Origin of the sequence: Mangrovibacillus sp. Mu-81, from assembly GCF_036867415.1 — a bacterium.
Taxonomy (GTDB): Bacteria; Bacillota; Bacilli; order Bacillales; family Bacillaceae_B; genus Rossellomorea.
Genome location: NZ_JBAJHU010000001.1, coordinates 404668 through 430774, shown reverse-complemented (window position 1 = coordinate 430774; position 26107 = coordinate 404668). Strand labels below are relative to the sequence as shown.

General features: G+C 44.3%; 22 protein-coding genes and 1 pseudogene. 8 read left to right on the top strand and 15 right to left on the bottom strand.

Annotated elements, in window-relative coordinates; genetic code table 11:
* Positions 1 to 115: 115 nt before the first annotated feature.
* The 4 genes from V6B33_RS02150 (at position 116) to V6B33_RS02135 (ending at position 3291) form a co-directional block, all read left to right on the top strand.
* A complete protein-coding gene (locus V6B33_RS02150) occupies positions 116 to 763 on the top strand; it encodes a GntR family transcriptional regulator (protein ID WP_334216090.1) in 648 nt (215 codons plus the stop codon).
* A 17-nt stretch (positions 764 to 780) separates the two neighbouring features.
* Positions 781 to 1665 carry a hydroxymethylglutaryl-CoA lyase gene (locus V6B33_RS02145; protein WP_334216089.1) on the top strand — a complete coding sequence of 295 codons (885 nt, stop codon included), beginning with the start codon at positions 781 to 783 and terminating at the stop codon, positions 1663 to 1665.
* Between the two features lie 141 nt (positions 1666 to 1806).
* Entirely contained in the window at positions 1807 to 2817 is a 1011-nt protein-coding gene (locus V6B33_RS02140) for a DUF3231 family protein (protein WP_334216088.1), read from the top strand.
* Positions 2818 to 2826: 9 nt separating this feature from the next.
* Positions 2827 to 3291: a hypothetical protein gene (locus V6B33_RS02135; RefSeq protein WP_334216087.1), complete on the top strand. Its 465-nt coding sequence runs from the start codon at positions 2827 to 2829 to the stop codon at positions 3289 to 3291.
* 197 nt (positions 3292 to 3488) lie between these two features.
* Here V6B33_RS02135 and V6B33_RS02130 read toward each other — a convergent pair whose 3' ends face one another.
* From V6B33_RS02130 to V6B33_RS02080, 12 genes and pseudogenes are all read right to left on the bottom strand, one after another.
* Positions 3489 to 4892, bottom strand: coding sequence for a sensor histidine kinase (locus V6B33_RS02130; protein ID WP_334216086.1), 1404 nt, complete (start codon positions 4890 to 4892; stop codon positions 3489 to 3491).
* Positions 4882 to 5586, bottom strand: a complete 705-nt coding sequence (locus V6B33_RS02125) for a response regulator transcription factor (RefSeq protein WP_334216085.1) — start codon at positions 5584 to 5586, stop codon at positions 4882 to 4884. The genes V6B33_RS02130 and V6B33_RS02125 overlap by 11 nt, the downstream gene beginning before the upstream one ends.
* A 212-nt stretch (positions 5587 to 5798) precedes the next feature.
* Positions 5799 to 6677, bottom strand: a complete 879-nt coding sequence (locus V6B33_RS02120; protein WP_334216084.1) for a hypothetical protein — start codon at positions 6675 to 6677, stop codon at positions 5799 to 5801.
* 141 nt (positions 6678 to 6818) lie between these two features.
* A complete protein-coding gene (locus tag V6B33_RS02115; protein WP_334216083.1) occupies positions 6819 to 7694 on the bottom strand; it encodes a peptidylprolyl isomerase in 876 nt (291 codons plus the stop codon).
* A gap of 222 nt (positions 7695 to 7916) precedes the next feature.
* On the bottom strand, positions 7917 to 9188 hold the full coding sequence (locus V6B33_RS02110; RefSeq protein WP_334216082.1) for a S1C family serine protease: 1272 nt from the start codon (positions 9186 to 9188) through the stop codon (positions 7917 to 7919).
* A gap of 194 nt (positions 9189 to 9382) precedes the next feature.
* Entirely contained in the window at positions 9383 to 10270 is an 888-nt protein-coding gene (locus V6B33_RS02105) for an EamA family transporter (protein WP_334216081.1), read from the bottom strand.
* Between the two features lie 83 nt (positions 10271 to 10353).
* Entirely contained in the window at positions 10354 to 11055 is a 702-nt protein-coding gene (locus tag V6B33_RS02100) for a helix-turn-helix transcriptional regulator (RefSeq protein ID WP_334216080.1), read from the bottom strand.
* 76 nt (positions 11056 to 11131) lie between these two features.
* Positions 11132 to 11569 (bottom strand): hypothetical protein, encoded by a 438-nt coding sequence (locus tag V6B33_RS02095; RefSeq protein WP_334216079.1) that lies wholly within the window; start codon positions 11567 to 11569, stop codon positions 11132 to 11134.
* Between the two features lie 50 nt (positions 11570 to 11619).
* The gene (locus tag V6B33_RS22020; protein WP_442915459.1) at positions 11620 to 12501 is read right to left on the bottom strand and encodes a serine/threonine protein kinase; all 882 of its coding nucleotides are present in this window, start codon (positions 12499 to 12501) and stop codon (positions 11620 to 11622) included.
* A gap of 144 nt (positions 12502 to 12645) precedes the next feature.
* Positions 12646 to 13356, bottom strand: a pseudogene (locus tag V6B33_RS22015) (aminoglycoside phosphotransferase family protein); the annotation flags it as partial.
* A 255-nt stretch (positions 13357 to 13611) separates the two neighbouring features.
* Positions 13612 to 14058 (bottom strand): GyrI-like domain-containing protein, encoded by a 447-nt coding sequence (locus tag V6B33_RS02085; RefSeq protein ID WP_334216077.1) that lies wholly within the window; start codon positions 14056 to 14058, stop codon positions 13612 to 13614.
* Positions 14059 to 14446: 388 nt separating this feature from the next.
* On the bottom strand, positions 14447 to 15019 hold the full coding sequence (locus tag V6B33_RS02080; protein WP_334216076.1) for a DUF4256 domain-containing protein: 573 nt from the start codon (positions 15017 to 15019) through the stop codon (positions 14447 to 14449).
* A gap of 437 nt (positions 15020 to 15456) precedes the next feature.
* Here V6B33_RS02080 and V6B33_RS02075 point away from each other — a divergent pair, with 437 nt between their 5' ends.
* The 3 genes from V6B33_RS02075 to V6B33_RS02065 are packed head-to-tail and all read left to right on the top strand — an operon-like array spanning position 15457 to position 19076.
* Positions 15457 to 16866 carry a spore germination protein gene (locus tag V6B33_RS02075; RefSeq protein ID WP_334216075.1) on the top strand — a complete coding sequence of 470 codons (1410 nt, stop codon included), beginning with the start codon at positions 15457 to 15459 and terminating at the stop codon, positions 16864 to 16866.
* Positions 16867 to 16896: 30 nt separating this feature from the next.
* Positions 16897 to 17982: a GerAB/ArcD/ProY family transporter gene (locus V6B33_RS02070; RefSeq protein ID WP_334216074.1), complete on the top strand. Its 1086-nt coding sequence runs from the start codon at positions 16897 to 16899 to the stop codon at positions 17980 to 17982.
* Positions 17982 to 19076 (top strand): Ger(x)C family spore germination protein, encoded by a 1095-nt coding sequence (locus tag V6B33_RS02065; RefSeq protein ID WP_334216073.1) that lies wholly within the window; start codon positions 17982 to 17984, stop codon positions 19074 to 19076. The genes V6B33_RS02070 and V6B33_RS02065 overlap by 1 nt, the downstream gene beginning before the upstream one ends.
* A gap of 153 nt (positions 19077 to 19229) precedes the next feature.
* Here V6B33_RS02065 and V6B33_RS02060 read toward each other — a convergent pair whose 3' ends face one another.
* On the bottom strand, positions 19230 to 19571 hold the full coding sequence (locus tag V6B33_RS02060; protein WP_334216072.1) for a n-acetylglutamate synthase: 342 nt from the start codon (positions 19569 to 19571) through the stop codon (positions 19230 to 19232).
* A 552-nt stretch (positions 19572 to 20123) separates the two neighbouring features.
* Entirely contained in the window at positions 20124 to 20648 is a 525-nt protein-coding gene (locus tag V6B33_RS02055; RefSeq protein WP_334216071.1) for an AAA family ATPase, read from the bottom strand.
* Positions 20649 to 21045: 397 nt separating this feature from the next.
* Here V6B33_RS02055 and V6B33_RS02050 point away from each other — a divergent pair, with 397 nt between their 5' ends.
* Positions 21046 to 22290 (top strand): helix-turn-helix domain-containing protein, encoded by a 1245-nt coding sequence (locus V6B33_RS02050; RefSeq protein WP_334216070.1) that lies wholly within the window; start codon positions 21046 to 21048, stop codon positions 22288 to 22290.
* A 43-nt stretch (positions 22291 to 22333) separates the two neighbouring features.
* Here the strand turns inward: V6B33_RS02050 and V6B33_RS02045 are convergent, their stop codons facing one another.
* Positions 22334 to 26056 (bottom strand): S8 family peptidase, encoded by a 3723-nt coding sequence (locus V6B33_RS02045; RefSeq protein WP_334216069.1) that lies wholly within the window; start codon positions 26054 to 26056, stop codon positions 22334 to 22336.
* Positions 26057 to 26107 lie beyond the last annotated feature (51 nt).

Below are 26107 nucleotides of genomic sequence, written 5' to 3'. Positions count from 1 at the left end.
ACTCTTGTATACAACAAGTCAATAACATATTAAAAAAATAGGTAATTAATCGCTTTCAAAGGAAAAATATTGTATTTTATTTTACGTTTGTATACAATGAATACGAGGTGTTGTTATGGATGCATACGAATACATTAAAGGTGCCATCATAGATGGAAAGTTCGAACCTGGTATGAGATTGGGGGAAGAATTTCTCGCAAAGGAATTAAACTTGAGCAGAACCCCCATCAGGGAGGCCATAAAACATCTGGAAGCAGACGGTCTGGTCGTGCCCCTAAAACGGGGAGTCAGCGTCAGGAACTTCACTACGGAAGACATCCGCCAAATTTACGATCTGCGTACCATCCTGGAGGGATATGCAGCGAGTCAGGCTGCCATCTACAGAACAAAAGCGGACCTTGAGCAAATGGAAGCAGCGAACATTGTGTATGAGCAAGTGATCGAAGAACATGTTCAATCTGATATGGACAGCATTAAAGAAATCGTCGCTGTCAATCAACGATTCCACGAAGTCATCATTCATGCGGCTAATAATGCCCATATACATTTCCATCTATCAAAAGTCGTCGTGGTCCCGATTGTCTACAGATCCTTTTATTGGTATAACGACTACCAGCTGAAGCAATCATTGGAGGTTCACAAAACGATACTGCAAGCCATCCGGAACAAGGAGCCTGAACGGGCGAAAATCGCCATGCATGAACATATTTATCAGGGCCGCGACCATGTATTGAAGCATTTAGAAGACATAAAAAATAGTTGATAAAGGGAGGAAGAGTTATGATTGAGATTAGTGAAGTCGGTCCACGCGATGGCCTGCAGAATGAGTGCAAACTGGTCACGACAGAAGAAAAAATCGAGCTGGTAAATCGGTTGATTGATGCAGGAATTAAGAACATTGAAGCCGTTTCATTTGTGAATCCGAAAGTCGTGCCTCAAATGGCTGACGCAGAAGAGGTCCTCAAACAACTCCCAAAGGATAAAGGTGTTCGATATGGCGGCCTCGTCCTCAGCAGGTCAGGTCTCAACCGTGCTCTTCAAACAGAAATTGATTATTTGCACGTTGTCACCACAACGAGTGACACATTCAATCTGCGCAATGCGAAACGAACAGTTGATCATGCAGTCTCTGAATTAAGTGATGTCATCAAAGAAGGTATCCTTGCAAATAAAAAGGCCGCCGGCGTACTGGGAACTGTATTCGGCTGTCCATTTGAAGGTGAAGTTTCTCTCGATAAAGTACTATTTGCAGCAGAAGAATTTTTAAAAGCCGGCTGTACAGAGATAACCCTTGCGGATACAACGGGGATGGCAAATCCCAGCCAGGTTCAGACAGTGGTCCAGACATTTAAAGATACATTTGGCAAAGACCTGGCTTTGGGTCTTCATTTTCATAATACCCGGGGACTCGGTCTGGCGAATACGCTCGCTGGCTATCAAGCAGGCGTTCGAAGATTTGATTCCTCCATTGCCGGAATGGGCGGCTGCCCATTCGCGCCAAAAGCAGTGGGGAATGTGTGTACGGAAGATATGGTCAATATGTTTCACGGCATGAACGTAGCGACGAATACAGATCTGGAAACACTCCTGGAAACCTCAAAATGGTTGGAAGACGTTATGGGTCGTTCACTTGATGGGATGCTGTTGAAAGCGGGTATTTGTTAATTTTTAAAACACATTTGAGCCTCTTCAATTTGTCGACAAACCCAACTTTGCATAATGCAAAGTTGGGTTTTTTGTTCTCCTGTTCTTATAAAAATGGTCCATTGGGATAAACTATTTTAGACATATTATGGAGGTATTTAAATGGAAAACAGCAACCATCAAACCAAGATAAGTGCATCAGAACTCGCAAACCTTTGGACTCAATATGTGAATGATAGTTTAGCACGCTGTATGTTTCGCTATTTTCTTAATTTTGTTCAGGATACAGACATTATTCAGGTGCTTCAATATGCCCTTGAACTAACGGAAAGACACCTTCAAATAGTTGAAGAATTTTTAACAACAGATGGGTATCCAATACCAAAGGGATTTACAGAAGAAGATGTTACCGTAGAAGCACCACCTTTGTTTACTGATACCTACATCATTGTTTACCTTCATATCATGTCGATTCACGGATTGACCAGATACGCAGGTGCAATAGGCAATGTCACTCGGGAAGATCAGAGGAAATACTTTATTGGTGTTATTTCCGAAACGTTGGAATTGTATGACAGGTCCACTAAAGTTCTTACAGAAAAAGGAATAATAAGTAAACCACCCAGTTTTAACAATCACCAGAAAGTTGAATTTATAAAGAAACAAAATTTTTTAACAGGATGGCTGGGAAAACGCAGACCTATAAGTGCAGTAGAAATAAGTGGTACCTATCTTAATTTGCAGAAAACAATGGTAAAGACTGTCCTTGAATTAGCCTTCAGTCAAGTGGCTAAATCGAAGGAAGTCAGGAATTATATGGAAAGATCCAGACAGCTTTGCAACGAGCACTTTAAAATACTATCTTCTATGTTAATTGAAGATAATTTACACATTCCCAGGACATTTGAGTCAGAGGTGACGGATTCAACCATTTCTCCTTTTTCAGATAAACTTATGGTGTTTCATATAACATCACTGCTCTCTTCTGCTATTGGTTATTACGGTGAGGCAATGGCAATAAGCCAACGAAGGGATTTAGCGGCGAATTACGCAAAAATGATTACAGAAATTGGACTGTTAGCTGAAGACGGCATGAATCTACTAATAGAAAATGAGTGGATGGAACAGCCCCCACTAGCCACAGATCATACTGACTTGGCAAAAAATAAATGATGTGAGGATATGGAAAAAAAGGATAAGATAACTGAGAGTATTTTATGGAGTATTGCCCTGCCTGGTTTTTCACAACTATTAAATGGACGGCTTTTAAAAGGACTGTTATTTGTTGGATTGGAGTTTGTTATAAACGTTATGGCAAACTTTAATGAAATCATCCGCTTGAGTTTTATTGGAAATATAGAGGATGCTGTTTCACATACAAATTATCAGTGGCTTATGTTTTATCCCTGTTTATACTTCTTTGCGATGTGGGATGGCTTTAAAGATGCAGGTGGAGGAAAAAAACCTTATTCGTATCTTCCCTTCGTTTGTTCCGCATTCCTGGTGACTGTAGGAATTATGTATTCAGCACAAGCGAAAGTATTCGGGATAGTATTGGGGTCGGTGTGGTTTCCAATGCTGTGTGTCATTCCTGGATTGTTAATTGGGTTTTCTATTAAAGTAATATTAAACAAAAAGCAGTGCTAGATTGAGCGAAAAACCACGTTTGCAGACAATATATTGACAATTTGTTCATGAGAGATCCATGTACAGACCAGTTTTTGAAAAGAAGTATTTAAATCCCCGCCTTTGTTTGAAGGTGGGGATTTAATTATGCTAAATTTCCTCTGTTTCATAAAGAAGCACTAATCCCGACAAGATTGGGGCTGACACCGGTCTCGTTCCTACAAGGGCAGCCGAATCAAAAAACGGGTCCCGCTGCCCTTCTCACTAAACACATCAATCGTTCCCTCATGCATCAGCACCAATTGTTTCACAATTGAGAGTCCGAGGCCGAATTCACCGTATGGATTATTGGTCCGCGACAGGTCCGCTTTATAAAACCTGCGCCAGATCGATTGGATTTCTTCGGGATCTATGCCTATCCCTGTGTCTTCAATTTCGATGACGGTTTCTTCGGCAAGGGATGATCCGCTCAGCGTGATCGTTCCGCCGGTGGTGAATTGGATGCTGTTTTTCGTAATGTTGATCAGAATTTGGATCAGCCGGTCGTAGTCGGCGTGTACATTTGCAGCTGGATCTGCAAGTACCTTGATTTCGTTCCCCTTTTCTTCTGCCTGCAAATCGAGCTGCTCTTTGATGACTTCGAATACATCCAGCAAGGGGACGGTTACTTTCGTGATGGCGATTTGGTTGGAGCGGATCTTTTCATAATCCAGATTTTCATTCACCAGTCTGATCAGCCGCCTGGTTTCCTGGCTGACGAGTCCGAAGCTTTTCTCTTTCTGTTCTTCGGGGATCATATCGTTCCTGATCCCTTCGATGACCCCGCGGATTGTTGTCAGCGGGGTTCTCAGTTCGTGTGACACATCGGCCATGAACTGCCTTCTCCGGTTTTCGAGCGTGTCGATTTCCTCTTTGGATGCCTTCAATTTTGTGACCATCTCATTGAAGTCTGCAGCGAGATCGCCGATTTCATCAAAGTTGGAGCTCGGGACACGGACATCGTAATGACCCGAAGACACGAGCGATGTGGCATCCCTGATTCGCTGGATTCGTTTCACATGCAGCTTTGATAAGAGCAAGCTGATCAACACTGAAATCGCCAATGCAAGGAGCACGATATAGAGTAGATATTGATTAATTTCACTCAGCATTTCCCTCGTGCCGCTTATCGGGGAAATCAGGATCAGCCCGCCGGCCAGTTGATCATTGACGATCCGCGGCATGATGACAAGTGATACCGCCTGGTCAAAACGTCCGAAATCCTTTTTCAGCGGGACGGTTTCCCCGCGTTCAATCTTTTGCCACTCCTCTTTTGAGAGCTCGATACGCGGGTACACCCCGCCCCGTGAATAGGAAACCTCTCCCTGCCTGTTAAACGTGATCAAATCGATGTTCCTCGCCTGAAGCAGGTTGCTGTATTCCTCCAGATAGAGCGGGCGTCTCGGACTCGGCCGTTCGAGGTCTGATAAAATTTTATCCCCATACGACCGCAGTTCCGTGACCTTATTTTCATAAACAAGATTCTCGACATAATGGGAAAACAGGGTGCCGAGGATCAAGAAGGCGATGATGAGAACCGTTGTATGGCTGAGAAGCAGCTGATACAGATACCTAAATTTCATCCCCGGCCGCCGTCTCATCGAATTTATAACCTACTCCCCAGACCGTATGCAGATACGGCTTTTCCTTGCTGCCGATTTTGTTGCGAAGCCGCTTGATATGGACATCGACCGTCCGTTCATCCCCGTAAAAATCATATCCCCATACCCGTTCAAGAAGCTGTTCCCTCGAGAACACCTGACGAGGATGCCGTGAAAGATAGTAGAGCAATTCAAATTCCTTTGGCGTCAGATTGGTGAGGGGAACACCCTTCAACAAGACCTCACGGGTTTCTTTACTGATCTGGAAGTCGGCTGTAGTCACATCCTGATTTCCGGAAGCACTGCTCTTCTCCCCCTGATACCGGCGCGCAACTGCACGAATCCTTGCCATCAGGGCAAGCGGTGAGAAGGGCTTGGTCACATAATCGTCGGCACCGAGCTCGAGTCCGAGCACCTGATCGGATTCACTGTCCTTCGCCGTCAGCATGATGACAGGGATCTGCGACTTTTCTTCCCTGATCTTCCTGCATATCGTGACGCCGTCCATTCCCGGCAGCATCCAGTCGAGGATGATGACATCCCAATCCCCTTCTTTATAACGCTTGTAGCCTTCAGCCCCGTCATGGACGAACTCCCCGTTAATCCCTTCTTTGATAAAAAACATCTCAAGCATCGATGTGACACTTTCATTGTCTTCCACTACCAGCACGTTCATCCTCATCTTCCTTTCCAAAAATCGTGTTCCCGGTCGGTTCCAGTCGGTTAAATCAAAGTTCCTTTTCCTGTGGGGATCCGCTTCTTAACACCGGGATCGATTGCCCGACTCTATTCCTATCTATCTAAATTATAGACGTTTTTATCTGTCGATTCTATTAAAACAATGCCAAAAATCCCCGCGGCGCGGCGGGGATTTCTGTTAGGCTCGTCTTATAACGTATCATTTGTGGATTCAGCTGCTTGTTCATCGCCTTGTTCAGCTTCTGGTGCAGATCCATCATGAGGTCCTTTACCATGTCCCGGACCGTGATGGCCCTTACCGCCAATTTTGAAAAAGAAACCCTCTTCCTTATTGAACGGGAAGAAATCCAGTTTCTTTGCTTCATCGGCATGATCGGTCATGATCTCACCCATCAGTTCTTTAGACGTTTTGCCTTCTGATTCTATGCCCAGTTCTTTCGCGGCTTTAAGCACGGAAGCTTCGAACACTTCCTGCATTATTTCATGATGATCTTTTCCTTCCGTCTCGATGCCAAGTTCCTTCGCCTGTATTGCCAATGCAGCTTCTCTCACTTCATCAGCCAGTGCTTCCAACTCTTTGCCATCGGTTTCGATCCCAAGCTCTTTTGCTTCTTTTTTAACCAGCGCTTCCCTTACCTCTTGAGCCAGGTCAGCCTTCTCTTTTCCTTCTGTTGAAATCCCAAGTTCTTTTGCTTTTTCAGCAAGTTCGGCTCCACGGATTTCTTCCATCACGGTACGGTGATCTTTCCCTTCCGTTTCAATCCCTAACTCCTTCGCTCTCTTTTCGAGTTCGGCTGCCATGATCTCTTTAGCCAATTCACGCGAATCCTTGTCGGAGCTGTCGATTCCAAGCTCTTCTGCCTTTTCCTTCAATTGTTCCTCATCCAGTCGGAATTTCCCGTGTCCGCCTCCGCGATGCCCGAATACCTTCTCACTCTGCTTCTCGACTGCGGCCGAGTCGTTTGAATCAGCTGTGTTCTCTTCAGCGGCGAAGGCTGGAAGAGCCCCGAGGATCCCGACAGATAATACACCTGTCAGTACATACGTCAGTGTTCTTTTCTTATTCATATTATTTCCTCCTATTATGCTGCTCCGGCAGCCGAATCACTTATGTAATTGACAATGAAGTCGAGATCCGGTTCCGTGCAAGATTATTATCTCCAGAAGTTATTGCCGATTTATGAACAAACAATTGCCGGTTCATTAACTTTACAAGCGATTGTCGATAGTGTACTCTTCTTTCTGTTCCTCAAGCCACGTCCCGTACTCCGTTTGAAGTGCCTGATCGAACAGGATGTCCTTGATTTCCTCTTTATGATCATCAAGAACCGCTTCTTTCGCGTCTTTTTTATCCGTCACTTTGATGATATGGTAGCCGAATTCTGTCTTGACAGGCTCACTGATCTCCCCTGCCTTCATGGCAAACGCCTTATCCTCAAATTCAGCAACCATTTCACCCTTTGCAAAAAAGCCCAGTTCTCCGCCTGATTCTGCATTCGAAGTATCAGTGGAGTATTCTTTAGCAAGCTCTGCAAAATCTCCTCCGTTATCAAGCTTGTCCTTTACTTCTTTTGCCGTTTCCTCGTCATCCACAAGAATATGACTCGCTTCTACCTGTTCTGCTTGAGCGAACGAGTCTTTATTTGCTTCAAAGTACTCGTTTATTTGATCGTCCGAAATGGAGATTCTGTCCTTCAGCAATTTTTCCGTCAACAGATAGGATTCTATATTCTTTTTAACAGTATCAAGATTAGACCCGCTTGATGCCAACGCCTCATTGAATGCATCTTCATCTCCATATGAATCTTTGATGCTTTGCAGCTCGGCTTCAATTTCGCTATCCTTGATGGTGATATCTTCCTTGCCACTCTCAAGCTCCACGATCTTTTCAGCAATCAGCGTATCCAGGGCGGCTTCCCCATACTGATCCACCAGCGTCGTATACAATTCCTCTTTACTGATCGACTCCTGTCCCACCTTCGCCACCACTTCCTCCTTCGAAAATCCAAACGCAGCAAGCAGCGCGCCGATGAGGACCATTCCTCCTACTATACTCCACAATGTGATCGACTTCTTTTTTGTCATTAGTCCGCTCTCCTTTAGATCTTTTTTCGTTGTTTTGGATGTACCAGGTACAATTCGGTTGATATGTACCTGGTACACTCGCGATTTTTGGTGCCTTTTTTGGTGTCAGGCACAAATCAGTTGTTTTGTGCCTGGTTCAATTCACCCGTTTTGTGCCTGGCTCAATTCACACGTTTGGTACCTGGCACCGCACAACCCTGTCATCACTCTCCCGCAATCCCATTAGTTAACCATCGCGTTACTGGTAAGGGTCACACTAATGGTCATCTCTTCTGCTCCCCGGAAGATGGTCAGTTTAATCTTGTCACCAACTTTTAAATCCGCGTACAGCTGCCTTCTCAAGTCGGCGGCATCTTCTACCGGCTGGCCGTTAAGCGCGGTTATGACGTCGCCTTCTTTGATTCCGGCTTCGGCTGCCGAGGATATGTGATCGATACTGGCGACAACTACACCCGCTTCCACATTCTTAGGCACGTCACCAAGGTAGTTGCGCGGGACATCAGTAAGATTCGTCAGTCCGATTCCAATATATGGACGCTCCACTTTACCCGTTTCGATGATTTCATTGACGATCGGCATGAAGTCTTTACTTGGGATGGCAAAGCCAAGGCCTTCCACTCCAGAGTTGGAGATCTTCAAGCTGTTGATTCCGATCAGCTCTCCTTTTGAGTTCAGGAGCGCCCCGCCGCTGTTACCCGGATTGATTGCAGCGTCCGTCTGGATGACATTCAATTCGGATTCACCTGCGGATGTTTCCACTGAAATCGTCCGGTCGACAGCACTGACGATTCCTTGTGTCACGGTTCTTGATAGATCAAGACCGAGCGGATTTCCGATTGCGATGACCTGTTCACCGGCACGCAATGCACTGGAATCGCCGACTTCCAACAGGTTGTCCGCGTATTTTCCATCGATTTTTAACACAGCAAGGTCGGTCAATGGATCTGCCCCGATCAACTCCGCTTCGGTTTTCTCACCGTCATAGAGGGAAACCTCGATCTTTGATGCTCCTTCAATGACATGGTTGTTGGTGATGATATAAGCACTGTCCCCTTCTTTTTTAAAAAGGACCCCTGAACCTGTCCCTGCCGCTGCTTCTTGTGAAGCACCAGTGTAGCGGCTGCTTTGCTGCTGATAATTCACGACTCCCACTATCGATTGGGAAGCATCCTCTACGATACTTGCCACATCGCCGCCGGTCCCGGTTGAAACTGTGGTGGGAGTGATTTCTGAAGCAGTCGAGGTCTCCGCCTGCCCGCTTTCCCCTGCAGATTGTTCGGTGCTTGGCTGGGCAAGGTTCTCATAGTAATCGGTTTGAGGCAAGATCGTCAGCGTCAGGACTGAGCCGATGATCCCCGCACCAACAGTGGATAGAAATCCTCTCCCTTTAAATAGTTTTTTCGGCTTCGCGCTTCTTTGCATCTCCCCGTTTGCTTCATTACGCTCTGTTTCAATATGTGTCATTTCTTCATTTTCATTGTTGTATTCAGTCATTTCTTTTTACTCCTTAGTTATTTTGCTAGGTTGAACTTCGCTGTTGATTTCATCTTAGAGGGAAAATATTACGAAAGTGTTAACAATCTATGTACAGGGTGGGAAGTTTTTATTGTAAAAAAATGGCCTGACCCCCGGCACGTTAAGTTACGTTCCGGTGATCAGGCCCCGACTTGCTATTCAAGCCAATTCCATCATACTTTGCTTACATGTTCAACTCTTCCAGCATCAGCATCTTTAGACGACCATACAAGAATACCGATTCCCAGCATCAACAGCATGACCCCCATCCAGGAAACGGCACTTAAGTACTCACCAACGATGAAGACTCCTAACAGTGCTGCCGTCAAAGGCTCCGCGAGCGCAAGGGTGACGGCTGTTGAAGAGGAAACACGGAGAAGCCCTCTGGCAAATAGCAGGTAGGCGATCCCGGTTGCCATTATTCCAAGATGGAGGCTCACTCCTATCCCCTGCAGACTCGCCATCCATGACATGTCATAGATAAACAGGAATGGTGATAAACAAATGGCACTGAGAGTAAAGACGACGGCAACCACTGATAATGCCGGGTGGTTTTCAACCAGTTCTCTGCTGACAAGGGTATAGATGGCAAAAGATAAACCAGCCCCCAGTGACATGAGGACTCCCATCGGATCGACATATACGGCTTCGTTATTCATGAACAGCAGCAGGCAGCCTGAAATGGACAGGATTGTCGAACACCACCAAATTGGACCCGGACGTTTTTTAAACACGAGCCATTCAATGACTCCGGATAAGATAGGTGCACTTCCAATGGCTACGACCGTTCCGATTGCCACCCCGGTCCGGGTGACGGCAGTAAAAAAGAGTGGTTGATAGCATGCCATACTCAGGGATGCTATGATCGTGGGCTTTACCTGCCAGTGTGTAAATGTCAATTTACCCGTTGCAAGTACAATCCCCATCAAGAACAGCCCGCCGACTGCTAAACGGGCAGCACCGATGGCGATCGGATGCGCCGATTCCGGTGCGAATGCCTGCGTTGTACCAGTGGTCCCCCAAAGAATGCCGGCAAGTAAGATCAATAAAGCGCCATTCATTTTGCTCACCTCAATAAAAAAGAATATCTTCACTTAGCATAGAAAATTTCACAAGAAATTTCTTTACCAAGTTTGATATCCTTTTATCCCTTTTTAAGAATTCTATATTGCTGCGGGGAAATCCCCTCTTTTCTTACAAACCATCTGGTAAAGGATGACGAATTTTCAAAGCCCAATTCCTCACTGATCACAGACATCGACCATTCAGTTGAAAGCAGCAGGTGTTCAGCCTCTCTCAATCGCAATTCCGAAATATAAGCTTTCGGGCTCTTGCCGTGTTTTTTCTTGAACCACGCCGAATAATAGGCTGGATGATAATGTTCCATTTCCGCCAATGTCTCTAACCTGATCGGCTCCTTGAAGTGGTTATGAATATAGTCGACAGACGGGGAGTGAGATTGCTGGAGCTTGGTCGCCACATATCTGGCCAAACTCATTAGCGACGTTTCGTTCTCCGTACTCTTCGCCTCCTCCAGCAGCAAGAATCTGATAGAAGCCCACTGTTCATCAAGCTGCATATACATGCTGTTCGTATCACCCGGTAAATAGAGCAGGGGGATATCTAAAATCAAAAATTCATTCCGGTCTATCGATCGGTACTGATGATCAAACGCTGGAGGCAGGTAAAAACAGTGACCCGGATCAAGATGAAGTTCCTGCCACTCCGTTTGGATATCCAGCGAGCCCTGTAACGGAAACAGAAACTGACCATACTCATGCTGATGGGAGCGGAACTCTTTAGAATAGGATCTTTTCTCACAAGTTACTTGATTGGCACGTTCCAACTCACTTTACCTCCTTCTATTTTGGGACATGGGGACAGGTACCGTGTCCCGCTTCCATTGGATAATTCCACCTCATTCACCCCTCCGAAAGAATCATTCCCCTCAATTTCTTTGTAACTTCAGGGGGTGTATGATAAACGGTATCATCACCGATATAAACGAAAGTACTGATGTCGCCTTCATCACCCAGCCATAAATGAAGGCCTCGAGTAGCCAGGTGTTCATCATCCGATTCATACTGGACCATCAAGTCAAAGTCAGGCTTTGTAAGATCAACTTTGCCCGGTTGTTTGCGTGCGGATGTGATGGCCTCTTCAAAAACAGAAAGGGCGTCTTTGTCCTGATAAGACCACAGGAACTCTTCATTCATCCCTCCCAATCCATCCGATTCCGAAATCTCTACTTTTGAAATCTTCTCGTCCAGAAGGACCATTTTTTCTGATCGCCCGGATTGGCAGGCTGCCATGATCATCATGCCCACAAAAATACACATTACTAAAATCACCTTATTCATATTAATCGCCTTCCTCTTACTCTTTAAAACTGGCGGGGACAGGAAGATCTTCATTCAGAAAACCGGGACAACGAACCTGACCCCATGTCCCACTCTTTCTTGAATTCTGCCAGCGATTGGTGACGCTTCTTCCGATCATCGCTGACTGCTTTCATGGCCACATTGTATAGCTCCTCGCTCAATCGCCATTTATTGATGGAACGGTCTGTTTCCCCGCCGAACAGGGCGAAGGCGGTAGCTCCCATGAGATAGACATTGGTGATTTCATCGATTGCTGCACCGTACTCGAATTCCTCCGGTGACATAAAGCGTGATGATCCCCACATCCGGCCCATTTCATTGGTATATGGCCGTTTGGAATAAATGTCGATATCGCATATCAGAGTCTTTTCTTTTTGAAAATCATATAGGATGCTGCCGTCGTAAAAATCGATGGCCACATATCCCTGCTCCTTCACATGAATGTGGAAATCAAGGATATCACTGAACACATCGAGCCTAGTGCTGTCGGGCATTTGTAAAAATTCCTCCCTGGACAGAGGATACATTTTCCCCATGCATACCCCGTCTGTCCATTCAAAAATGGCGGCAAATCCTCCGCCGGTTTCTTCCGTTCGAATCAGCCGGATCAAATGAGGGTGCTCCAAATCATGATAAACCCGAGTCCCGGCTTTCAGTCCTGCAATTGCATCTTCAGGTTTGCCTTCATACCGGGCTGTCGGTGCACCGGCAAATTTGATGAAATATCTCTCATCCCCATCCTTTACCCCGAAACAGATGTTTCCAGAGTCCTGATCGTCATATACTTTGAAGACTTCTCCATACTGTTCGATGAACGAAAAATCGAAAGGGGACTTTAATTTGTACGGAATCTGATTGATGTATTGAATATAAAAGTCCTCCAAATACCAGCTTGGTACAGGGTTATTCATGCCGTCAAACCAGCGCATCACTTCCTTTGCCTGATTGATCATGACATTGACCTCTTCCATTCCGAAAGAGATTGCCCAAGGGACGGATGACAGCATATTGCTGCTTATGTAAAACGCCATAAGTTTGAAGAACTCTTCCGGCGGCCTGCCGTTAAAATATCCGTTGAGCTGGCCAGTGGCAAAATGCGGACTGACCGAAGCACTCCACACAATGCGGTTGAATTCTTCCCACGGATCACCGAAATCATGACGGTTGAAATCGATGACGGAGAGTTTCTTTCCCTTCGAAATGACCATATTCCCTACATGATAATCACCGTGATGAAACGTTTGCGGTCTTCCCCGCAGAAGATGCCTGTTCGCCTCAATATAGGCAATGATGCGGTCACCGTCTTCTATTTTGATGGGGCAGTCCTTGTACTGTTTGATTTTGTTGTCTGCTTTCCTGCTGAATTTCGTTTCCCAATCCTTTTGACCGGCCGGTGCAGGAATACAGTGGATTTCCTGCAGAACCCTCCCTGATGCAAGCCCCAATTCATACTGCTCGGTATCGGTCAACTTAGGTAAAACAACCTCGGCGTCTTCCCCCTCACACCATGTAAAAAGTGAATACACACTGCTGCCGTTGTCACACAAACCAAAATCCCTCGGCTGCGAAATGGGAAGCCCCGTTCCGGCCAACTGCTTCAACACCTCAAACTCGCTCTTCTTCCTCTCATACTCCGAACGATCGGCCGTGCGAAGCAGCAACTTCTCGCCCGTCACCGTTTCAATATAATATTTCTTGTCACTCGACCACCCCTTTGTGATCGGTTTGATCGTTTCGAATGTTCGCTCTTTTTTTATATCAAGCATCGCAGCACCTCCACGAGCCATGTGAACAGGTCCCTTGGCTCTCTTTTTTTCCAAAAAAGGGAACCACAAGGCCCCTGTCTCTCAATTAAAATATTCGTTTTATGTTTAGAAGTACCGAATAGGTTATGTAGTTCTTATGTTCTCAGTTCAAAGTTACGCTCAAATGATAATGACAACCCTTTACTTTCATTGTCATTGGACACGCCCCCTTAATATAGAGCTGCTCATTAGCGGAACGGCATGCCATTGTAAACATCAAGCATAAACAGGCAAATAAACCTCAACTTCTTCATGCCCATTTCCCAACGGATGATAGGTCTCAACTATATAAGCGTCCGGGTTTCGTCTGTAACCCTGCTCCCCCGCCCACTTCATTAGACCGCTATGCAGCCTGCCGATCTGATTGATGTCTCCCCTGACTGTCACATACTCCTGGCTTAATTCAATAAAATCCATCCCGCTTGGCAGGTCTGTTGGAACTTCATTTACGATCAGCCCTACATAATAGCTGCCATCCAGATGAAGTTCATCTTTCTTAGGTTCGAAGATAGCGATTTCAGTACCCGCATGTTGCGCAATTTCATCTGCCCGCGCCATAAATTGCCGGGCAGCTTTTGGTACCTCTGTGCCGAAAGCCGCAAAAGCTCCATTGCTTTTTATGCCTACAAAACTAAACTGTTTAGTGATTTTTTTACATTCCAAACTGGCTCTCCCCTTTGATCATTAATATGGTATTTCTTCTTTTACCCTTCGATTTCCTTTAATGATTCATTTACAGCCGGGATCAGGGAGTTTGTTTTATAAACCGAAATGCTCAAAAAAAGCCCCCCATAAAAGTGAATATCCATAAGTCTGATGGACGAATCAGCCCAAACATAATGACCACGACTCTGACCGGCCCAGCCCCCGGCATTACCCGGCAGCAGCATGGCTTACCGGTATCATTAACCTTATTTTACCAGCAGTAGATTCATAAAGAAATAGGATTAATGTAAATCTCAACGCTTCCAGAACTATTTTCACAAATAAAACTCAGCCCGTGATGAACTGAGTTTCAAGCTTTATATAGATTAACGATTCAGATTGTTCTTTAGACCATCAGCGATCCGCGGAACCCCCTGGCAGCATAGTAGGAGTCTGCTCCATTATGATACACAAAGACGTTGCCGAAGCGGTAATCGCAAAAAAGTGCTCCGCCAAGTTCCCTGATGTCAGGTGGTGTCTGTACCCAGCTAGACGTTTTCTTATCGAATGGTTCAAGTTTCTGCAGCTGCCGGTATTGTTCCTCCGTTAATAATTCGATGCCCATGGAAGCGGCCAAATCCATGGCGCTGTTCTCTGGTTTATGTTTCTTTCTTGACTCCAGGGCCTCGCGGTCGTAACAAACACTTCTGCGGCCTTTGGGACTTTCCGCTGAACAATCACAAAACATGTATTCGTCCTTTTTCTTGTCATATCCAATAACATCCGGCTCGCCGCCGGTTCTTTCCATCTCATTGAGCGACCACAGTTTTTCAGGACTTCTATCCAGATTTGCCTTGACCATAGCCCAATCAAGATTTTCATGGCGGTTCATGTGTTTCTCGAACCGCACTTTCAATATGTTGAGTAATTCTTCACTTTGTTCCTGTGACAATTTTTTATCGCTGATTTTATTTGTCATGTCAGTACCCTCCTCATTTATTAATTCATCTATTTGTTAATTCCAGATTCACATCCCGAATCCCTTCCATTGAAAGAATCTTTCAAAATTCGCCGACGATGGTTATGAAGCTCTTTTACCATCATAAATACTCTTTAGCACAATCTTCAAGCCACAACATCCTTTTTATATAGAAAGAATTCACCTCTCATAAACAGCGAACCTTCTTCCTAATGAAGTGAACTTATTGACAATATTACATGTTTGGATGGAAGGTTGTCCTCCATTAAAAATATTTAAAACTATCCAATTAATAAAATCCCAGTCCTGTTGCGGAATTTTCATCGTCCTGATAATTCGAAAAATTAAAGAGGGCGATCTTGAGCACTTGTCCAACATATTTTTGATTTAATAAACAAAGACTAAAGAAAACCATCCATTTAACAGCAGGTGTTTACATGATCAATTCTACAATAAAACTATCCAAAACCATGGAAGAAAACGTTGAAATGGTGAAGTCTGCCTTTCATGAAACAGCGGACCTGAAAGATAGAAGTCTTTTATTAAATAAGACGTCTTGCAAACTTATTTATATAGATTCCCTAGTGGATAAAAAAGTGATTGAAAGAAATATTATTGAACCTTTATTGGAGTGTAAAACTGAAACAGTGCCGGAAATGATCGTGAAAAATGCCGAATATGTAAGGTCAACGGAGTTGGAAGTTACAGTAAAAAACCTTTTGGAGGGTAGTTGCGCATTGTTTGCGGAAGGAGATAATACTGTACTATTGCTGCCGGTAGCTGCTGGTGAGGAAAGAGCCATTCAGGAACCGGAAAATGAACACATCATTAAAGGCGCCCATGATGGATTTTCAGAGAATATCAATAAAAACATCTTTTTGATCAGAAGAAGAGTGAAAAATCCCTCTCTCCAGGTAAAGACGTTTTCCCTGGGATCCACAACAAATACCAAAGTATCTTTACTCTATATTGATGATCTTGTAGACCGGGGGCCGTTAGATGTCTTATTAAAAAGGATAGAGGCGGTGGATGTAAAAGAAATGCAATCATCCGGGGAACTTGAAGAATTAATTGAAGACAATAGTTATTCTTTATTTCCTCAAATGTTGTCGACAGAAAGACCGGACAGGGCAGCATCCTATTTATTAGAAGGAAAGTCAGTTGTGATGGTGGATGGAACTCCGCATGTTCTGGTATCACCCATTACATTCTTCAGCTTTTATCAGACTCCTGATGACTATAACAGCCGTTGGATAATAGGTTCCTTCTTCAGGCTCATCCGTATGTTCAGTTTTTTAATGGCAATCAGCCTGCCTGCTATTTATATTGCCGTGGTTTCTTTCCATTCAGAAGTGCTGCCCCTGGGAATTCTTTATGCAATCAGAGTGCAGATTGAATATATTCCGCTGCCCCCTTTCTTTGAAGCGATCGCCATGCAGCTTGTACTTGAACTCCTGAAAGAGGCTGCCATCCGTCTGCCTTCTCCTATTGCGCAAACGATAGGAATTGTCGGCGGTCTTGTCATTGGTACTGCAGTAGTGGAAGCAGGTTTCGTCTCCAACACGATGATTGTTGTCATTGCCCTTACTGCTATTGCCTCTTTTGTAGCACCTGTCAATCATATGGGAACTGGTGCCAGGATAATGGCTTTCCCGATCATTCTGGCTGCAAACTTTTTTGGATTCTTAGGAATTGTTCTTGCTCTAACAGTCTTATTGATTCATCTTTGCAAGTTAGAGTCTTTCGGAAAACCCTATCTGGAACCTGTAGCTCCATTACACATCAAGGGTATAAAAGATTCATTTATAAAAACCAAAAAGAAAAATAACTCATTAAAACAATCCTAGTAAGCCAGACAGGAAAGTGTGGAATCGTCTATGTCAAAGGCAGGATCCCTAACAAACTTACAGATTTTCTTTCTCATTATACAAACCCAAGTCGGATTTGGTATTCTTTCACTACCAAACACCTTGCAAAGTACAAGTAAAGGAGACGGCTGGATATCAGTTATTATCGCAGGAATATTCATTCAGATATTCTTAGTCGTTATATGGCTATTATTGAGGAAATTTCCACGTTTGACCTATACTGAGATCATAATATCCATACTGGGAAAATATCTTGGCAGCTTTATAAACAGTATCGTTTTCATTTACTTTATCACTACTGCATCCTTTGTATTGCTGCAGTTTACATCCATTATCAAAGAACATCTCTTGATTAACACTCCCTATTGGGTAATAGGTCTGCTGATGATTTTGACCTGTACATATCTGGCGGTCAGTGACATTAGAATCATTGCAAGGTTCTTTGGACTTATATCCGTTCTTTTCCTATTCTTATTTGGAATCTCTTTTTTTTCATTTCTTCTGCCTATGGACTTACATCATGTTCTTCCAGTTGGAACCAGCGGAATAAGAGAAATACTTAACGGGAGCCTTGATAGTCTCTTAACGATTTTAGGTTTTGAAGTGATCCTGTTCTTATACCCGCTGGCTGCCAAAAAGGGATCCACCTTCCTGAAAGTCATTTCTTGGGCTAATGTCTTTGTAACGGGGTTGACTGCATACTTTGTTATCCTTTGCATCATGATTTTCAGCGAACCCGCGTTGAAACAAATTCATTATCCGGTAATTTACTTTCTCCGCCCGCTTCATTTTCAAATGGTGGACCGTCTCGATTTACTGTTTATCTCGATTTGGATTGTTCCGCTGACCGCTTCAATTATCATTTACTTATATTTGGCAAGTAAGAGCCTGACTTTTATCAAAGGCAAGCCTTCTAAGCTGATTGTTGCGAATAGTCTAGTGGTTTTTACACTTTTTACGATTGCAAAGAAAGATCCCGCTTCTCTAAAGCTATATGCCGACTATGTGGAATACTTAAGTTATGGAGTTGTATTTGCTCTTCCTTGCATGCTGCTATTGTTAACCTATTTATTTAAAAAGCGGGGGGATTCCTAATGAGAAAAATTTTGTTTATATTCTTTTCTTCATTTCTTATGGCAGGCTGCTGGGATCAAAACCAGCTAAAAGACACCAGACTTGTCAACGGCATCAGTTTTGACACTGCTGAAGAACCCGATAAAATTCTGGGCACAGTCCGTGCGATTAATGTCCGCAGCGCTGGAGGAGGCAAATTCGAGGTTCAAGATGAATTTTACTTTTCCGAAAATGAAACGGTAGGTCAGCTTGAAATGGATCTGCAAAATAAAGTTTCCGGGAGGATGAACGCAGGAAAAGCATTTATCATCATTGTGGGGGAAGAAATGGCCAAAACCAAAGGCATCAATTCCTTATTAGAACCGATCATCCGTTCCACCAGAGGATATATATCTTCACGTATCATCATATGTGAGGGAAAGGGCAATGATATATTATCCTTAAAACAAAATGAAAGTCCGATTGTGTTTGAAGTGGATAATCTGCTTCTGGGCGGTGCAAAAGAGTCCTACATACCTACAGAAACCACTTTTACGGTATGGAACAAAATAACAGATAATTCGATTGATGTCATTCTTCCCTTCATTAAAAAAGATAACCAAAACAACCTGCGCTTGGCAGGGTCGGCCTTATTCAAAAGTGATAAATTCACCGGTAAGACTTTAACAATCGGTCAAACTGCATTACTTTTAACCCTAAGAGGTGATAACAAAAGCAGGACAAAAGTTATTATAGAATCAGCAGAACTAAGTCAGGCCCTCACCCTTGCTATCGAGAATAGTAAGATTAAAACAGATGTTGTGAAAGAAAATGGTAAAGTGACATGCCATATCAAGGCTGACTTACAAGCAAGAATCTTAAGCTACTATGACGGAGAATCTCCGATGAACATCAAACATTTAAATAAACTATCTTCAAAAGAACTCACCAGGAAAGTGAAGGAGTTAACCAAAATATTAGTAGAAGCCAATAGTGACGCTTTAGGGATCGCTAAAGAATTATCAACAAAATATCCTGAAAGCTGGAATCCAGAAACATGGAAGCATGAGTATCAACAAGTGGAGTTCAAACCTGAAGTAAACGTTGAAATTCTCGGGACTTACAATCTTCATTAACGCATCCTTAGTTCGTCCTATCCAACTTTTTCGTATCCCAAAGGGAACACTCTTCTTGAATGTCCCCTTTGTGATTGAGCAAGTGCATCAGTGTGTTAAGAATGATCCTGACCTGCTATTTTCTTCAGCCGCTTGGACATGAGTGATGATTTGTTAGATCACTTCCTCCACAATCGACTCCCCTTCGCTTTGATCACGGTCCAGCCATTTCCAATTTTCATAGAGACGTATTCTTCCATCTTGCAGCAATTCGGGAGTAGAGGTGCATTGACCACCCCGTATCTCGTTCTGAATATTTACATGGTTGTATCTAAACGTTAAACAGCCATCTTCTTTCACGATGCCGATCAGAGTTCCTTTCACGATTTCCCCGCCGCTATAAGCCGCTGTAAGGATATTACCTTCTTGTTTATATTCAAAAAATGTCTTTGAAGAAACTTCACCATTAGCCGTGTTTTCAGTTGATACGAATGTGCGTCCATTGTAATTTATCATCTACAGCACTCCTTTATTCTATTAGATCACTTAACTTCATTTTTCACACGATAGCGAACCCAGACTGATCCGTTCCCAAGGCGTTGTAAATCTTTCAGTTCCAATCATAGTACCCCCGCCGCTAAGTCCCAATTTCCTGAAACTCTGTACAATACCCACCGATACACGAACGGGTATTATGATCATTGATTTTGTCGATTTGATAATATATTTCTATTTTTGATAATAAATCGATGGTTTTTGATAATATATTCTGATTTTTGATAATAAGTTGGCCGTTTTTGATAATAAGATAATTCCCTAGCCAGTAATACCCCTAATAGAAACCTTCATCCTTTACATATAGAAGCTTTTCGGGCTACTAAAACAGAATAACTGAAATAAAGCACGGGTGTAATGATACAAATTCTCTATTTGTTCTTTGTTTAAGGCCGTTTATATTAATAATGTGACCTATTCTACAATCGCAATCAAATAAAACTTTCATTTATATTTTTGCAAACACTCCATGATGAGTTCCGGACGGTCCTTATGTACTTCGTGATCGCTTCCTTACTCCAACAAATAATCCCATACCTCATCTAAATAAGTTTCCAGATACGCACTGGTATCCACCACCAAATATCGATGGCCCTCCGGTTTTTTACTAGTTTCAAGAGTTCTCTTAAAATCTTCCAAAGATTGAACCTCTTTTATTTGGCTTATCTTGCTTTCCCTCTTTTTCAATCGATTATTTATTTCGTTAAAATCATCGAGGTAACACTCCACATACTTATATGCTGCATGATACTTCTTTGCCAGGTCAGTTCCTTTTTTTATCATCTGTTGATACAAACAGGGGCTGTCAAAAATAACGCTTCGCTCCTGGGATAGTATAGATTCGATGATCGACCAGTCGATCTGATAGGAAATGCTCCCCGAAGTCTTTCCATCCATTTCTGCTCCCTCTGGAGTCTCCATTAATGCAGTCTTTGTTACATCGTGATCAATTATAATGGCCCCGGTTCTCTTTGCGATTTCACGGGAAAGGGTAGACTTGCCCGAACCCGGGAACCCTGACATTTGTAGAAAAAACATGGATATACCTCTATTCGAATTATGATATTTTTTCCCCATATTTATATTTATTCTTTATGCAGAAGAATAATATTTACTATATTCCAATTATTCCAAAAACAAACACATCTTACAATGTTTTTATTAACAAGAAAGCCTGATGTTAAGTTCTCGCGCTTTTTATGGAATAGATGGTTGTTTCTTTCCTGAAATTCTTTCCTTTAACCTTTTTTAACTCCTTTATGATTTGTTCCAGGTTAATTCTTTTAGGGATCCCAATTGAAATCATCCAGTCCCAACTTCTCTTTAACCTTCATGAAGTTTCATGACGGGAATGCCAGTGAGAAGGTCTCTGTCCATGCAGCAAAATCATGATATGATAAGAAAAATGGGCTAATACGAAATAGGGGATGACAGCATGCTAGAGGGGAAAATCATCAAATTTTACCGGGAATACCGCAATATGAAACAAAAGGAGTTAGGTGACGGGATTTGTTCGAGTACCCATATCAGTAAGATTGAGCGGGGGCTGACAGAGGTATCGAGGGAGACTATCATCTTGTTGGCGGAACGGCTTGAGATCCACCTGGATGAAGAAGTCATTCAATATAAAAGGGTAGAGACACTGCTGATGGATTGGCAGGAGACCATTATTAAGAAGCAGCAGAAAAAGGCGGAGGATATCAAACAGCAGCTGGAGAGAATCCAACTTTTGCACATCCCGGATTTTTATCGTACATATACGCTCGTGCTCACAAGATATTATTTGTCCGTTTCAGATGTAAAGCATGCGGAAAATCTAATCGAGGAGATGGGTTTCTGGACGGATTTGACCAAGTATGAGGAAAATATGGTGCTTCACATCAAGGGGATCTATTTCGGCAGTGTAAAAAGTAATTTTTCCAAAGCGCTTTCTTATTTAAAGAAAATCAAACTTGAACATTATGCCAATCAGGAATACTACTACGACCTGGCTCTTACATACAGTTACTTAAATTCCAGTGTTCTCGCCTTTTATAATGCCAGTAAGGCATTGGATTTTTTTACGAAGACGCGCAGCTTTTCAAGGATGATTGATACGGAAATGCTGATGCTGATTCAATTGGAGCAATCTGAGGATCTCCCTTTTTTAATCAGTGAATATGAACGGTTGATTGACATGACCTCGGATTTCGGACTGCACCGCCAGCGGACCATCCTTTATCATAATCTTGGCTATCTCCATTTGCAGTATGGGCGCTTCCGGGAAGCAAGCGATTATTATAAAAAGGCGATGGATGCAAGAGATCCCTCCGACCCTCAATATCTTGGCTCACTGGAAGGCTACCTCAATGCTTTGACCAAGGAAGGAAATGCAACTCTGCCTACACTGCTTAACCTCATGGAAGAAGGCTTGAACATCATCAACAACAGCACCGATTCCATTTTTCATTATTTGTTTACGATGCACCGCTACTCTATCCTCGGAGAAGAAGAGCAATATTATCAATATCTGGAGACAGATGCATTCCCATATTTCGAAAAGATGGGATATGGTTTGACCACCGAATATTATGCGGTTAAATTATTCGATTATTTTATGGAGAAGGAGGATCTGGACAAAGCCAACCAATATGCCGGTCATATACTCAGGAAGATTCCAAGGAAAAACCAGTTTGTTTGAATGGAAAAAAGATGCCAGTGAATGGCATCTTTTTTCTTAACAGTTATCTCAATCCATACGCTTTGATGATTTCCTGAGAGATCTTATTCCCTTTATCATCCCAGGCGCTTGCCCTGAGTGAAACGGATGTTGCATTTTTCGGGTTATCGATGATTGCCTTGAAGCGGTCACCTTCACCGGAAAGCTTCACTTTCTTCCACTTCTTCCCTTCGTTAAAGGAGACTTCCAACGTAGTTCCTTCGATCTCGCCATACCCAATAGCATCTTTCAGTTTTCCTACAGACAGTTCCAATTCAGTCGGACGGTTGGAGAGCGCATTGCCGTTGACATCTGTATCGACTTTGTAATCGAGCGTCAGAAATGGAAGGTTGGCTCTCCATTGTTCCTCTGGGAGCTCTTCTGTCCAGAAGGTCCATTCCGTATGTGTGCGGGTGGACGTATTCCAGCGCTGCTCATCCCGCTCTGCATCGGTTACAAACCGGAACTTCGTGCGTTCGGCAGGTGCAACATCAAATGCATAGATCGCCTGGCCGTTCCCTTCTTTCACCAACCTGTCCCCCTGATAAAGCTTGGTTGTCTGGTTTTCTACGGATACATTGTAATCTGTTCCGCCGGTATTACCTGTTCCGCCGTCAGCCCATGCAGGCACATTGATCATGAGGGAATTTCCCTGGCGTTCCGGTACCCAGTATCCATCTCCAAGTGCTGGTCTCACGACAGGGGAGAACCAGTTTTCCGTCAATTTATCCCCTCCGTTGTAAGACTTCAACGGTTGACGCACTTCCCATGTTGCATCTAAAACTGACGCCTGATGATACCAATTTGTACCTTCTTCAGCAGACACATATTCCGTCCTCGCATTCGGGAAGGAAATTCTCTGAGGGAAGCCGACTGCGCCAAATGTGTGTGGACGCAGGTCATAACGGAATTCGCTTCCATCCGTTTCAACGTGGGAATTATAACGGCTCTCAATGACCGCCAGATCTTTCCTCTTTGGTGCATACGTCAATTTCTTCGGAATCGATCCTTCATGGACATCCATGAGGTCATACACATAGGGAGAATTTGTTTCCCCTTCGACTTTCAGCTTGATGTTTCCAGAGCGGACAGCCTTGATGAGTTTATCCCCTTCTTTTTTACTAATGCCTGCGACTGCCAGAGGATTATCCTTATAATCCGGTGTGCCGGCGTATTCGCTGAACTCTTTATCTTCGTGGTTTGCAATGATCAATAATTTCGCTCCTGCCTCAGCAGCAGCCGTTGCCTGTTCAGAAACGCTGATATCACCAATCCGGTCCACTACGACTGCTTTCCCTTTCGCCTTCAGGCGGTCATAGTCGGCAGGGGTTCCCTTTCCTGCATATACAGTCGACAGGTTGTATTTCCCATCCAGCAAGGTACTGCCTGCAAATGGGATATCGTCCAGTTCTTTTCCTTTAAAATTGATTGTCAGAAGCGGCTTGGTCAGGCGCCAGCGGGTCAGCTGCTCAAAGTAGCCTTCCTTCACTTCTTTTGTAGGAACCGCGTACAGCTTATCAATCCACACCGGCATCAGGTACAAGCTTGTCATCGGCATATCCCCGAGTGTGCGGTGATACTCAAGCCGGCGATAGTTTTCTTCCGATTTTTTCGGGACGTCCACCTTGATTTCTTTTGCCTTGCTAGCATCCAGCTCCACTGTTCTCGGCTTGTTCAGTTTCACTTCCGGATCACCGACCAGTGCAGCACCTGCATGATCGGTGTCTACATCCACGTCCATCAGTGACATCGCCGAATAAGTGGCAGGAGGAAGGCGAAGTTCCAAAGTACCATCTACTGCAAATACCTGCGGCTCCATGTCCTCGCTGAATATGACCGTATAAGCTAGTCCCGGGGAACCGTCACGGTCCGTCGCTTTTAACGTCAGTGGATAACGTTCTTCTTCTTTCACCATTGCCATCGTTGTTCTCACTACTTCTTTACCTTCTGATGCTGCGGTCAAATACCCTTGATAGCGGGAACCTGTTTCACTAACGTCGGAATCGAGGGTGACTTTTACGTCAGCCGTCCCCCCGGCGGGTACAGTGATGGTTGATTCAGACAGGCTGAGAAGTCCATCAGGTGCATCCTTTCCATCTGCGTTTGAAAAAGATGCTGACAGATTCAGAGAAATGTCTTCATCCCCATCATTTGAATACGTCACAACCTTCTCGACAGGGTCTTCGTCGCCGTGCGGCCACTGGTAGAAACCAAAGGAAATGGAGCCTGTCGCTCTTATCTTTGTTTCTAAAGCTGCTGCAACATCCACTCGCCCCGTTCCCACCTGATATGGCTGATAAGCATCAAGCTGGTGGGTTGTGTTCATGAGAGCTTCCTTGATTTCATCCCCGGACCATTCAGGATGCTTTTGGGCTACAATTGCCGCTGCTCCAGCGACATGCGGAGTCGCCATCGACGTTCCATCGAGGCTTTTATAATCCCCGCTTCCGGAAGAGTACTGTGAACGGGCTGCCACGATCCCGACTCCAGGAGCGGATAAATCAGGCTTTAGCGCTTTATCCCCAAAGCGAGGTCCCATTGAAGAAAAATAGGCAAGCTTGTCCGACTTGTCAACTGCTCCGACAGTCAATGCCGCATCAGCCGCACCCGGTGAACCGATCGATCCTTCCGCACCGTTGTTACCGGCTGCAATGACAAACAGCGTCCCGTTCTCTTCTGTCAAAGAATTGACCGCCTGTGCCATCGGGTCTGTCCCGTCACTCGGTTCGCTGCTGCCAAGACTCATGTTGACGACCTTGGCTTGATCCGAAGCCCATTCCATTCCGTCGATGATCCAGGAATCCTGGCCATATCCTTCATCACTCAAGACCTTTCCTACTAACAAACGGGCATCCGGGGCCACACCTTTATGCTTCCCATCCCCTGTTCCCGTGCCGAGAACCGTGGAGGCAACATGGGTCCCATGTCCATTGACATCCTTCACATCCTCTCCAGGCACGAAACTTACAGCTTCATTCAATTGCCCCTGAATATCAGGGTGCTCCGCGTCGATCCCTGTATCCAGGACTGCCACCTTTACATCCTTCCCTGTATAGCCTGCTTCCCACGCCGTATCAGCTTCAATCTGCGGCACACTCTGATCAAGGGAAGCCTCCACGCGGCCATCCAACCAAATCTTTTCTATCCCTTGCTCAAAAAGCGATGCCTTTTCCTGTTTGCTGCTCTTCGCTTCAACAGTGACATCCTTCCAGAAGGATTCTGACTCTTTTTTCTCTGCAGACAGCGCAACTCCGTTGATGCTTTCCAATTCCCTTACCTTTTTCGCCCCTTTGGGAGCCGGTATAGCAGAATAACTCTTAGCCTTTGTTTCCTCGTATTCTACTATCACCGGAAGAGCAGAGAGACTTTTGTCATCGTAACCATATTCGATCAGTTTAGAAATATTGAACAAATCCATGTCCAGTTTTCCTGCAGCCAGATAAGGCATCGCTGTGCCGGGGAATACAAAGGTCTCTTCCCCGATCGTCATGACCCGGACACCCTCCGCATTGTGATGAACTGTTTCTACATTAATGGCAAATTTCCCATTATCCAACGTCGTCACATTTACCTTATCTCCCGTGATGAGAGTGATGACGTGATCACCCGCTATATTTCCGTTCACTGTAACCCCCTGCTGTGTCGATGCATCCGCATCCACCAATGCACTTGCCTGAGGGATCGCTCCCGACAGAGTGAGTGCTGCAATCGATCCAGCCAATAATAATTTCTTTGTTACATTCTTCATTCCCATTCTCCTTTGCCATATCATTCTGGTAGATTCATAGCTTATGTACAT